This is a genomic window from Rahnella sp. BIGb0236, assembly GCF_004364755.1.
GTDB classification, from domain to species: Bacteria; Pseudomonadota; Gammaproteobacteria; order Enterobacterales; family Enterobacteriaceae; genus Rahnella; species Rahnella victoriana.
In genome coordinates this window covers 23121-35423 of sequence record NZ_SOAO01000014.1, presented here as the reverse complement: position 1 = coordinate 35423, position 12303 = coordinate 23121, and the positions used below count along the sequence as shown (strand labels likewise).

At 54.6% G+C, this 12303-nt stretch carries 11 protein-coding genes; 6 read left to right on the top strand and 5 right to left on the bottom strand.

Translation table 11 applies throughout. From position 1 onward, the window contains the following. Window positions 1–113: 113 nt before the first annotated feature. Both ompC and EDF78_RS21380 read right to left on the bottom strand, forming a co-directional pair. The gene (gene ompC, locus EDF78_RS21385; protein ID WP_133823866.1) at window positions 114–1223 is read right to left on the bottom strand and encodes a porin OmpC; all 1110 of its coding nucleotides are present in this window, start codon (window positions 1221–1223) and stop codon (window positions 114–116) included. 520 nt (window positions 1224–1743) lie between these two features. Then, window positions 1744–2031 (bottom strand): hypothetical protein, encoded by a 288-nt coding sequence (locus EDF78_RS21380; RefSeq protein WP_095922262.1) that lies wholly within the window; start codon window positions 2029–2031, stop codon window positions 1744–1746. 493 nt (window positions 2032–2524) lie between these two features. On the opposite strand from EDF78_RS21380, the gene ybjG reads away from it, so the two are divergent. Then, entirely contained in the window at window positions 2525–3130 is a 606-nt protein-coding gene (gene ybjG, locus EDF78_RS21370; RefSeq protein ID WP_095922263.1) for an undecaprenyl-diphosphate phosphatase, read from the top strand. Between the two features lie 76 nt (window positions 3131–3206). Here the strand turns inward: ybjG and EDF78_RS21365 are convergent, their stop codons facing one another. Then, the gene (locus EDF78_RS21365) at window positions 3207–4418 is read right to left on the bottom strand and encodes a serine hydrolase (protein WP_133823865.1); all 1212 of its coding nucleotides are present in this window, start codon (window positions 4416–4418) and stop codon (window positions 3207–3209) included. Between the two features lie 310 nt (window positions 4419–4728). Here EDF78_RS21365 and EDF78_RS21360 point away from each other — a divergent pair, with 310 nt between their 5' ends. Together EDF78_RS21360 and EDF78_RS21355 are read left to right on the top strand one after the other, a co-directional pair. Continuing rightward, window positions 4729–5070 (top strand): GlpM family protein, encoded by a 342-nt coding sequence (locus EDF78_RS21360; RefSeq protein ID WP_095922265.1) that lies wholly within the window; start codon window positions 4729–4731, stop codon window positions 5068–5070. A gap of 92 nt (window positions 5071–5162) precedes the next feature. Next, a complete protein-coding gene (locus EDF78_RS21355; RefSeq protein WP_133823864.1) occupies window positions 5163–5876 on the top strand; it encodes an HAD-IB family hydrolase in 714 nt (237 codons plus the stop codon). On the opposite strand, the gene EDF78_RS21350 is transcribed toward EDF78_RS21355, so the two are convergent. Continuing rightward, on the bottom strand, window positions 5856–6803 hold the full coding sequence (locus EDF78_RS21350; RefSeq protein WP_095922267.1) for a LysR family transcriptional regulator: 948 nt from the start codon (window positions 6801–6803) through the stop codon (window positions 5856–5858). The genes EDF78_RS21355 and EDF78_RS21350 overlap by 21 nt on opposite strands. 156 nt (window positions 6804–6959) lie before the next feature. Here EDF78_RS21350 and EDF78_RS21345 point away from each other — a divergent pair, with 156 nt between their 5' ends. Both EDF78_RS21345 and EDF78_RS21340 read left to right on the top strand, forming a co-directional pair. After that, a complete protein-coding gene (locus EDF78_RS21345; RefSeq protein ID WP_133823863.1) occupies window positions 6960–8381 on the top strand; it encodes a M20 family metallopeptidase in 1422 nt (473 codons plus the stop codon). After that, window positions 8378–9661, top strand: a complete 1284-nt coding sequence (locus EDF78_RS21340) for an MFS transporter (RefSeq protein ID WP_133823862.1) — start codon at window positions 8378–8380, stop codon at window positions 9659–9661. The genes EDF78_RS21345 and EDF78_RS21340 overlap by 4 nt, the downstream gene beginning before the upstream one ends. Window positions 9662–9704: 43 nt before the next feature. Here the strand turns inward: EDF78_RS21340 and EDF78_RS21335 are convergent, their stop codons facing one another. After that, on the bottom strand, window positions 9705–10856 hold the full coding sequence (locus EDF78_RS21335) for a PQQ-dependent sugar dehydrogenase (protein ID WP_133823861.1): 1152 nt from the start codon (window positions 10854–10856) through the stop codon (window positions 9705–9707). Window positions 10857–11157: 301 nt separating this feature from the next. On the opposite strand from EDF78_RS21335, the gene EDF78_RS21330 reads away from it, so the two are divergent. After that, window positions 11158–12231 (top strand): sugar ABC transporter substrate-binding protein, encoded by a 1074-nt coding sequence (locus EDF78_RS21330; RefSeq protein ID WP_095922271.1) that lies wholly within the window; start codon window positions 11158–11160, stop codon window positions 12229–12231. Window positions 12232–12303: the final 72 nt, after the last annotated feature.

Genomic DNA, 12303 nt, shown 5'->3' with positions numbered 1-12303 from the left:
AGGGGGAAAGCGACCAATGAGATTCTGTGAGAATGGTCATCCCCCGCCTTGCGACGGGAGAATCAGACACAGCAGACGCAGATGCCCTGAGGGTTCAGGGCATTGCCGGATTATCAGAACTGATAAACCAGACCGGTAGCGATCACGTTATCAGTGTTAATACCGGAGTTGCGGGTGAAGCGGCTGTCATCCATCAGATTAATTTTGTAATCGACGTAAGTCAGCATGTTCTTGTTGAAGAAATAAGACGCGCCAACATCAACATATTTGGTCAGATTCTGGTTGCCGTAGCCCTGAATGTCTTTACCTTTTGACTGCACATAGGCAACGGAAGGACGCAGGCCGAAATCGAACTGGTACTGTGCAACCAGTTCATAGTTTTGAGCTTTATCCGCGTAGCCGTACGCTGCGCTGCCTGCCTTGCCGAAACGGTTGGCGTTGTAGCTTTGCGTATACATGGCAGCCAGATAGACATTGTTTGCGTCGTATTTCAGACCGCCGCTGTAGGCGGTGGCTTTGTCGCCGTCACCCAGAATCGCCGGGTTGTTGCGGCCATTTTGTTCATTTGTACGGTCTGAGGCCATCATCGCGGCACCGGCGCTGAAGCCGTCGCCCAGATCATAGGTCAGCGCCATGCCGTAACCGTCGCCATTCTGCGCCAGCACGTCACGTCCGTTGTTGGATTCGGTCGCGCTGCCGTTCTTGCCCTGATACTGCACAGCAACGTTCAGGCCATCCACCAGACCGAAGAAGTTCTGGTTACGGTAAGTCAGCACACCGTTAGCACGCTGGAACAGGAAGTTGTCCGCGCCATAAGTGTCGCCGCCGAATTCCGGCAGCACGTCGGTCCATGCCGCGACGTCGTACATCACGCCGTAGTTACGGCCATAATCCAGTGAACCCCAGTCGCCGAATTTCAGACCGGCAAAACCGATACGGGTGAAGTTGTTCGCATCATCGCTTTCAGCCTGATTCAGCGAAGCCTGATATTCCCACTGGCCGTAACCGGTCAGTTCGCTGTTGATTTGGGTTTCACCGCGCAGACCGAAACGCATATAAGACTGATCGCCGTCCGTGCCGTTATCCTTAGAGAAATAATGCAGGCCGTCGATTTTACCGAACAGATCCAGCTTGTTGCCGTCTTTGTTATAAATTTCAGCAGCGCCCGCAGTGCCTGCCATCATGAGAGCCGGAACCACCAGAGAAAGTACGCGTAATTTCATTATCAATATCCTTGATTATTTATAAACTATCGATGCCGTCATGCGACAAAATTATTTTCTCTCCACCGTGAAGTTATATTTCCTCATCAGACCCGGAGCAGATGAGCGTCAAATTAAACGAGGATAAGTTCCGTTGCAACCGGAAAACATTTGAAATAATTTTCGTTTAGGAAGCATTTAGAATAATAACCAGGGCCGCCACAAACATTAACATGCTTGGTAAAACAGTTGCTGCGACGGGAGGATATCAGAGGCCAAGGGAACAAGACATAACCTTACTAATCATTAAGATAGAGTAAAAACCCATCGCGAAAAATGACAATCACATCTGCACAACAATATGTTATGAACAGAATTTATCGGCGGGATAATTATATCCACAATACTCTTTACCGTCAGGAAAATGCTATTAAATGTAAAGTTAAGTATAATGCCTTCAGATTATTCCAGTATTATCCCTGAAAATAAAAAAACCACCCGCAGGTGGTCGTTTATATTTTCATCATGTCAGAAAGGTTATTTACATAATTCGCTCAAGGCGCTGATCTTTCCCGCCTAAACGGCCGTCGGTCTGATTCCACTCTTTTTCATAAGACTGATAGGCAAACACGAACGCCTGATGACCGTCTTCAAATAACTGATCGGGACGTTTATGCCAGCCGGAATAAGCATCGTAGCGCAGGATTTCATAGCCGCCGTCCACCGGATGAAAAAGGTAGGTGTAATGTTCACAAAATTCCGGCGCGTAGGGGATATCTTCCCCGGCTTCCAGTGTGATAAACAGACCGCCCAGACGTATTTTAATCATTGATATCCTTTTTCATGATCCACAAATTGGTGGTTTGCGTCACGGTAACACAGGCTGTCCCGGCGGCCTGATGCATCCCCTGACGTTGATAAAAACCGATCGCCGGTCATTCGTTTTGCCACAAACTACCAAAATAATGGCGACAGGTCTCTTTTCCCAGGCGCTGTGACACGCCGGAATCCGCCATGACCGCATCGCGAATCGCCATTCTGCCCCCTTCTGTGACATCACTCGTTACAGTATACAGGCTCCTCGGGGCACCCGGCATCCCTCTTCAGGCCGTCTGCTTAAGGCTTCCTTAAGTTCTGATCTTTAGACTCATTTTCATCGTGAAACTATACCGTTATTCAATGAATCACGGATATTCAGACGATCCCCCCTTTACCTTGCAGATAGCACAAACTAACGTAGAACTTATTTTTCTGCGCGATGTCAGCAGGTTATCGGAAATTTTTGAAGGCTAATTTGGCCTGTACATATGAGGGTATGTTTAATGGAGCAACTGAATCATTTAGTGTTTCTATGGATTAACGCCACACCGGCGTCGCCGAAGGCGCTGATCCAACTGGCCACTTTTCTGGCGAATGATCTGATCATGATTGTTCCGCTGCTGATTATCGGCCTCTGGCTGTGGGGTCATCAGGAACGTATCGGTCAGCAACGCGAAATGATCAGCAAGACCGCCATCGCCCTGCTTTTCGCCATGTCTACCGCAAAAGCCATCTCCGCCCTGTTCCCGCATGCCCGTCCTTTTGTCGAAGGCTTTGGCTATAACTTCCTGCACCATTCGCCGGATGATTCCTTCCCGAGCGATCACGGTACCGTCAGCTTCACCTTTGCACTGGCCTTTATGTTCTGGCACCGCGCCTGGTCGGGCGCATTACTGATGGTGACCGCCCTGTCGATCGCCTGGTCGCGCGTTTACCTTGGCGTTCACTGGCCGCTGGATATGCTGGGAGGATTCCTGGTAGGAATGTTGGGGTGCCTGTTCGCACAGCTGGTATGGAACCTGTTTGGCGAGCCGATTAACGCGCTGATGTGTAAGGTTTACCGCTTCGGATTTGCCTTCCCGATTAAGAAGGGCTGGGTGCGTAACTGATTACGCTCTGAATTTCTCCGAATGAACGCATAAAAAACGAGGCCACCTGAGCCTCGTTTTTGTTTATCAGCCTGCCTTATTTGCCAAAAACACTGGTCCACAAGCTGCTGATTTTCATCATCACGAAGTCCCAGATGCGGCCGATAAAGCCGGTTTCTTTCACTTCCTGCAAGGCCACCAGCGGACGCTGCTCAATCACTTTGCCATCCAGGCTGAAATCCACCGTGCCCACCACCTGATTTTTCGCCAGCGGTGCTTCCAGCTGTGGCGTGGTCAGGTTGAAGCTGGCTTTGAGGTTTTTCAGCTGGCCTTTCGGCATGGTCAGCGAGGCATTTTCGGCCACGCCCAGCGGCACCATTTTCTCGTCGCCAAACCACACGCGCTGGCTGGTGAAGGCATCACCGGCTTTAATCGGTGTCAGGGTTTCATAAAAACGGAATCCCCAGGTCAGCAGGCTTTCACTTTCACTGAAACGGATACGGTCGCTCGGCGCGCCCATCACCACGGCGATCAGACGCATACTGTTGGGATCACTGGCCGACGACACCAGATTGTAGCCCGCGCCGGAGGTGTAGCCGGTTTTGATGCCGTCGACATTCAGGTTTGAACTCCACAACAGGCGGTTGCGGTTAATCTGTTTGATGTGGTTGAAGGTAAATTCTTTCTCTTTATGCAGCGCATATTCATCCGGCGTATCGCGGATCAGCGCCTGCGACAGCAACGCCATGTCGGTTGCCGAGGTGTACTGACCGTCCGCATCCAGCCCGTGAACGGTTTTGAAATGGGTATTTTGCAGTTTCAGTTGTTCGGCATAGCGGTTCATCAGGTTAACGAAAGAATCCTGACTGCCTGCCACGTAATCCGCCAGTGCGATACTGGCGTCGTTACCTGACTGGATCACGATACCTTTATTCAGCTCAGACACCGGCACACGGTCGCCCGGCTTGAGGAACATCAGCGAGGAGCCGCGCAGCACCGGATTGCCGGTGGCCCAGGCATCGTTACCGACGGAAACCAGATCGTCGGATTTGATTTTGCCGGATTTGATCGCCTGCCCGACCACATAGCTGACCATGATTTTACTCAGGCTGGCCGGGTCGAGACGCGCGTCAGGATTCGATTCCGTCAGGATCTTACCGCTGTTGTAATCCATCAATACCCAGGATTTGGCATTAATCTGTGGGGCGACGGGGCCGTTATCCGCCTGAGCGGCAGGAAGCGCCAGCAGCAAAACTCCACCGCCCAGCGCGTAAATGAAAGTCCGTTTGAATTGGGAAGAAATAGTCATAGGTATCAGCGCTTTTGTCCGGGTAACTGAAATTTATCTTATCTTTCAATCAGATTGTGCAACTCTGTCAGGTGTAAAACCTACTGCTTTCCGGCTCGGGAATAAACCTAAATAGTGTAAAGATCTAAAGAATAGTAGAGATTTCCGCTGCTTGTGCACATCTCACTGGCGGGAAAATAAGCAGTCAGCACTTGACCCTTCCATAGATGTGCGGCAGTTTAGTCTGCAAATACATATAAAATATCTATAACAATAAAGGGGTTAATCTCCGCGTGAGGTCTGCGTGGGAGAATCGCTTTCAGGGGCATCGATGACAGGTCTGGTGATAAAAGCGCTGATTGGCGCACTGGTGGTTATTCTGATCGGCATCCTGTCGAAAACCCGCAACTATTACATCGCCGGGCTGGTGCCGTTGTTTCCGACGTTTGCCCTGATTGCCCATTATATTGTCGGCACCGAGCGAAATATTGAGGCTCTGCGCACCACCATCATTTTCGGATTGTGGGCAGTGATCCCTTATATGGTGTATCTGATTTCGCTGTATTTTTTCATCGGTTCGATGAAACTGCCTTATGCCTTGTTTTGCGCCGTGGTCTGCTGGTCGCTGGCCGCCTGGCTGCTGATCACGCTGTGGACCCGCTTTCACGCCTGATGAAGATCGCGTGACAAGATTGTACATAAAACACCCGAACTCAAAAATTGCGCTACGCTGAATGAAGACTTTCAGATGAGGGAATCCGCGCCATGGATCTCGCAATATTTGAACTCGACCACACGCTGATTTGTGACGACAGCCATAACCTGTGGCTGCACTGGCTGATTTCGCAGGGTTACGCCTCCCGCGAAGAACTCAGCCATTATCGTCTTCATGCCGTTCATCAGCACAATGCGCCCGCCAGTGGCGTGTTTTGCCCGCACTATGCCGCCCGTTACAGTCAGTATCTTTCTCAGACTTTATTGCCGATGAGTGGCATGAGCTGCGCGACGGTGGCGAACTGGGTTCAGCGGTTTATCCACCGGGATATCCTGCCGCGAGTCTACCCGCAGGCGCGCGAAAAGCTGGAATGGCATCGCGCACGCGGCGACGAGATCCTGATTATGTCGGATTCCGGCGAACATCTGGTGATACCGGTGGCCAGAAGGCTGGGCGCAGACGCCGGTCTGGGGTTGCAAACCGGCATCCTCAATCAGCGTTTCAGCGGTACGGTGGAAGGCGAACTCACCTTTCATCAGGGGCGCGTCGACCGGCTGAAAGTGTGGCTGGACGCCCGCAGGCCACAAACTTATCAGCAGATTTTCGCCTACAGCCACACCCTTTACGATCAGCCCCTGCTGGAATTTGCCGATGTGGCAACGGTCATCAATGCCAGCGAACCGCTGCAAAAAATCGCTGCCGCACAGGGCTGGAACAGCCAGCACTGGTCGCGCTATCCCCGGCTACAAAAAACCGCCTGCTGACGGTTGCAGCCCAAAATCACGAATAAAGGCGTCGTTTTCGCGGGTCAGTTCATCACGGATAAACTCGATAAACTGACTCAGCGAGGCCGACCGCCGCTTCCCTGCCGGTGACTGCAACTGCAACGTGCGCTGACTCAGCTGTTCGATGTTCACCGGTTTCACCCGCAGGTTATCGCGCCGCGCTTTGTACATAATCGAAAAATGACTGCATGCCGCAATCGCCCCCGGCGTCTGTACCATAAAATCGTACAGTGTCGAAAAACGGTTACAGCTGACCGCCGGTTCAAGGAAGATCCCGCTCATCCGGCAGGACAAATCAAACAACTGGCGGATGGTGCTGCCCTGCTCGTTCATCGCCAGCGGATACGGATGCAAATCCGTCAGCTGAACATCCGCGTCAGCCAGCGGATGATCCGGCCGCATCACCATGCGTACCGGCGCGGGGAAAGACGCCATGATGTCCACGCCGCGCTCCGCCACCAGACTGAACTGCAAGGCCAGATCCACCTCGCCGTTATGGATCATCTCCGACACCTCCGCCGCCGTGCCAACATTGAGATAAAACATCACGCCGGGATTGATCAGCCGGAATTGTGAAAACATCTGCGGCAGCAGATCAAACGCCAGCCCGTCGGTGCACGCCATGCGGATCACCGTGCGGCGCACCGCGTTTAACCCCTGAATTTCTGCGATGGCGTGTTCCATGTCCATCATGCTTTTCCGCACATGGTTTTCCAGAATTTGCCCGGCGTCGTTCAGCACCATGCCGCGTGCGTGACGCTCAAACAGCGGCGCGCCAATGCGTTCTTCCAGCCTCTGGATCTGGCGACTGATGGCAGATACCGCCACAAACAACTGTTTACTGGCGGCACTCAGCGAGCCGGTATTTGCCACCGCCAGAAAATAACGAATCTCGGTACTTTGCATGACCGTATTGCCTCATCATTGTGCAGACAAGCATTACAATAAAAGCAACGCTGACTTGCAATTATTATTATTGTGGCAACGCTGACACGGGACGTAGAGTGAAACTGCTAAAAAAACCAACAATAAATCCTCAAAACATTGAAAAGCAGGTTCCTCATGACAGCGGAAAATATCGTAAAACAGGCATTAGCCTGGTTCGATCAGGGTGAATACCAGCGAATTCTGGCACGCAGGGTGGCGATCGCCACTGAAAGCCAGAGCAATCAGCGCGATGCCGAACTGGCGCGTTATCTTGATGAAGAGATAAAACCGGCACTTTCAGCGATGGGTTTCAGCCTGCTCAGCGTGGAAAATCCGCATGCCGCCAACCGTCCTTTTCTGATTGCCACGCGCATTGAAGACAGCGCATTGCCCACCGTGCTGAGTTACGGTCACGGCGACGTCGTGTTCGGTGACGACGAAAACTGGCGCAGCGATTTGTCTCCCTGGGTGCTGAAAGAAGAAGGCGACCGCTGGTACGGACGCGGCAGCGCCGACAACAAGGGCCAGCACAGCATCAATATCGCGGCGCTGGAACAGATCTTCAACGCCCGCGGCGGGCATCTGGGCTTCAACTGCAAACTGCTGTTTGAGATGGGCGAAGAGATCAGTTCACCGGGGCTGGCTGAACTGTGCCGCGATTACCGCGACCAGCTCAGCGCCGATATTTTTCTCGCCTCCGACGGCCCGCGCCTGAGCGCCGTGCGCCCGACGCTGTTCCTCGGTTCACGCGGCGCGGTGAATTTCCGTCTGACGATTAACGCGCGCGACAACGCCTACCACTCCGGTAACTGGGGCGGTCTGCTGACCAATCCTGGCACCCAGCTTGCCAATGCGCTGGCCTGTCTGGTGGATCAGCACGGTCAGTTGCAGGTGGCAGCGCTGAAACCGCCTGCGGTCAGCGACGCCATCCGCGAGATCCTCAGTGATGTTGAGGTTGGAGGCGGCGAAAGCGATCCGCAAATTGATCCGCACTGGGGCGAAGCCGGTCTGACGCCCACGGAACGGCTGTACGCATGGAATACGCTGGAGGTGCTCTCCTTCCTGACCGGCAACCCTGAGCGCCCGATGAATGCTATTCCCGGCAGTGCCACGGCAGTATGTCAGCTGCGTTTTGTGGTTGGCACTGACTGGCAGCATCTGGCAGAACATGTCCACGCGCACCTCGATGCGCAGGGTTTCCCGCAGGTAGAGGTGGAATTTATGCGCGGCTCACCGGCCACCCGTTTTGATCCGACCGACCCGCTGGTCGGCTGGGCGCTGGACATCATGCAGCACACCACCGGCAAGAAACCGGCCTTGTTACCGAATCTCGGCGGGTCGCTGCCTAATGACGTCTTTGCCGACATTCTCGGCCTGCCGACGCTGTGGGTGCCGCATTCCTATCCGGCCTGCGGCCAGCACGGCGTCAACGAACATATGCTGATTTCCGTCGCCCGCGAGGGGCTGGCGATCATGACCCATCTGCTCTGGGATCTCGGCGAACGGGGTGCCACCCTGCTCGCGCAACATGCCGCACACGCCGGAGGTGACCAATGAGCCAGTTAACGGCATCTTCAGGCAGCGCAGGTGCGGTGACCGAAAAGCCACATCTGATGAAGACCCTGTTCGCGACCTGTATCGGTAACGCGCTGGAGTGGTTTGATATCGCGATTTATGGCTTTTTCGCCAGCTACATTGCCCATGCGTATTTCCCGACTTCCGACCCGACAGTTTCCCTGTTACTGACATTCGGCAGTTTCGGCGTGTCGTTCCTGATCCGTCCGCTCGGTGCCATTGTGCTGGGTGCGTATGCGGATAAACATGGCCGCAAAGCCTCATTGCTGCTCTCCATCAGCCTGATGATGGTGGGCGGACTGATCATCGTGGTCACGCCGGCCTACGGCACCATCGGGATGGCTGCGCCGCTGCTGATCCTCGCCGCACGTCTGATCCAGGGCTTTTCGGCGGGCGGTGAATTCGGCAGCTCGACGGCCTTTCTGGTGGAACACTTCCCGGAGCGCAAGGCATTTATCGCCAGCTGGCAGTTCGCGACGCAGGGCGCAAGCACATTGCTGGCCTCGGCATTCGGTCTGGGGTTGTCGGCGATTCTGAGTGAAACACAGTTGCAGGACTGGGGATGGCGTATTCCGTTTATCTTCGGGTTGCTGATTGGTCCTGTCGGTTTGTATATCCGCCGCCATATCAAAGAATCGGAAAGTTTCAGCAAGGCCGAGAAAACCGCGTCACCGCTGAAGGAAATCGTGCGGGCGCAAAAAGGTCTGTTCTTTACGGCGATCGGCCTGATGGTGGTCTCTACCGCAATTAACTACATGCTGAACTACGTGCCGACGTATGCCACCAAAACGCTGCATCTGCCTGCGTCCGCAGGGTTCAGCGCCACGCTGGCAGCCGGGATTATCCTGACCGTGGTGACGCCAATTATGGGGCTGTGGGCAGAGAAAATTGGTCGCCTGCCGCTGATGTGGGGGTCACTGATCCTGCTGTTGCTGACGGTGTATCCGGCCTTCTGGCTGATGCTGCAACACACGTCGGCGATGTCGTTGCTGTTGCTGATCAGCTGGCTGGCCCTGCTGAAATCGGTGTATTTCTCCACCGTGCCGTCGATGATGGCGGATCTGTTCCCGATCACCACCCGCGCCAGCGGGATGGCGATCAGCTATAACGTCGCCGTGACGGTATTTGGTGGCTTTGCCCCGTTCATTTGTACATTGCTGATTTCCGCCACCGGCAGCAGTCTGGCACCGGGCTACTACCTGATGATGGTCGGATTGCTCAGTGTCTGGGCGCTGTTCAAGGCACAACGAACCCAGCGCTGAGGTGCTCTCTGAGGCGGGCGATGGCAGCCCGCCTTTTTCAGGGTTAATGCTTGGGTGCCACTTTCAGCAGTTTGCCGTCACTTTCATCCGTCAGCACATACACAAAGCCGTCATCGCCCACCTGCACCTCGCGGATACGCTCGTTCCGTTCACTGAGCAGCCGTTCCTCATGAGTGACTTTTTCGCCGTCCAGTGTCAGGCGGATCAGTGATTTTCCCGCCAGCGCCCCGACAAACAGCGAGTTTTTCCATTGCGGGAAAGTCTGCGCGTGATAGAACGCCATGCCGCTCAGCGCGGGCGATACTTTCCAGTAATAAATCGGGTCTTCCGCCCCGGCCAGCGTCGTGCCTTTGGCTTCCGGGATCGGCTGGCCGGAATAGTTGATACCAAAAGTCGCCAGCGGCCAGCCGTAGTTTTTACCGGCTTTTGGCAGGTTCACTTCATCGCCCCCGCGCGGGCCGTGCTCCGTTTCCCACAACGCGCCGCTCCACGGATTGATCGCCAGCCCCTGCGCGTTACGGTTGCCGTAGGTCCAGATCTCCGGTTTCGCACTTTGATCATTCACGAACGGATTGTCTTGCGGCACGCCACCTTCCGGGGTCAGGCGCAGGATTTTGCCCTGCAACTGATTGCGATGCTGCGCCCTGATGCGCTGGTTGTTATCGCCGGTGGACAGGAAAATGTTGCCCTTCTGATCAAAGGCGATGCGTCCGCCCAGATTGATGCCGCTCTGCAACGCCGGTTGCTGCACGAAAATGGCTTTAAAACCGGTCAGGGATTTATTGTCGGCAGACAATGTGCCATAGCCAAGCGCCGCGTGGGGTTCACCCACTTCTCCCGGTTGCGCATAGGTCAGATATACCCGCCGGTTACTGGCGAAATCTGGCGACAAACGCACATCCCATAAACCCGCCTGCCCGGCGACCCACACCCGTGGCACCCCTTTCAGCGGTGCGGATAATCCGTTGTCCTGCGTCCACAACCGTAACTGCCCGCTGCGCTCGGTGATCAGCGCGCCCTGATTATCAGGCAGAAAAGCCAGTGACCAAGGATGTGCCAGCCCTTTCGCCAGTTCGGTGACGTCGGTGGCGGCAGAAGGCGGCGACTCAGGGGCTTGCGGGGCGGCGGTGGCATAACCGCTAAACAATGCCAGCGCAAACACCGGCAACAGGGGGACGCGGAAAGGAAATGGCATAGGGCTTCTCCCGGAGGTGTATTGAGAAAAGAAGGATCACGGTGAAGTTAAAGTTTAGGCCATGCCTCTGATTTTGCTCGCCCCCTGCGCGTTCACTATAACTAACAGGAATAACAGCGCGGCGAAATATAATAACAACAAGCCATTCCCTCTTTCTTAACATACCGGTAAACTGCCCCGACAGAATAGACGTCTGGACAGACAGACTTCTGTACATCCTCAATCGGGTAAGGCGTGTTGCTTTCCCCGATTTACAAAAAAACACCAGAAAAAACATCGCGTCCGACGGAGCAGTTTCATAATGAAAAAAATATCCGCATCCCTGCTGGCTTTAAGCCTGTTTTCTGCCGTACCGGCATTCGCTGCCGGTGAAACGCCAGCGCCTGTTCCGGCGGCCATTGCCCAGCACAGCGGCCCGGTGCGTATCGCCGTGGTGCGTAATCTGGGTTCTGACGACAACACCACCCAGTTTCTGGCCGGTGCTATCAAACAAGGCCGCGCACTGGGTTTTAAAGTCGATACCTTCCTGAGTAATGGCGACGACGCCAAATTTCAGGATTTCGTCAATCAGGCCATCAGCCAGAAATATGACGGCATTATCCTTTCTCAGGGCCGTGGGCCGTATTCCGAAGCGCTGGTAAAACGTATCGCCGCTGCCGGTATCGCCGTTTCCGCGTTCGATACCGAAGTGCCGGAAAACATTCCGGGCGTCACCGTGACCCGTCAGGACGACGCCTCGCTGGCGAAAGCCTCTGTCGGTCAGTTAGTGAAAGATTTCAACGGCAAAGCCAATATCGTCAAACTGTGGGTGGCCGGTTTCCCGCCAATGGAACGCCGCCAGAAAACCTACGAAGCGATCCTGAAAGAGAACCCGGGCATTCATCAGCTGGAATCCATCGGCGCAGTTTCGTCTGATGTGCAGGGCGATACCGCCAACAAAGTGGGCGCGATCCTGGCGAAATACCCGAAAGGTCAGATTGATGCCATCTGGGGCGCGTGGGATGCGTTCAGTCAGGGCGCGTACAAGGCGCTGAAAGAGAATGGCCGTACCGAGATCAAACTCTACAGCATCGACGTGTCGAATCAGGATCTGCAACTGATGCGCGAAAAAGGCAGCCCGTGGCAGATGACCGCCGCCGTGGATACCCAGCTGATCGGTGCCGTTAACCTGCGTATTGTGGCGCTGAAAATTGCCGGTGAGAAAACGCCTGCCACTTATGAATTCCCGGCACAAACCATCCCGCAATCCCTGCTGCTGAGCCAGCCGGATGGCATTAACGTGACCGGTCTGAGCAAAATTATCCCTGGCTGGGGTAAATCCGAAGATTTCACCGCGCCGTGGTTTGCGACGCTGGAAGCCAAATACAAAAAGTAATCGTCTGCGACCTCCCGGAAACGGGAGGTTTTTTCAGCACTTCCCCCGCGCTTCTCCGCTCAACTTTCCCCC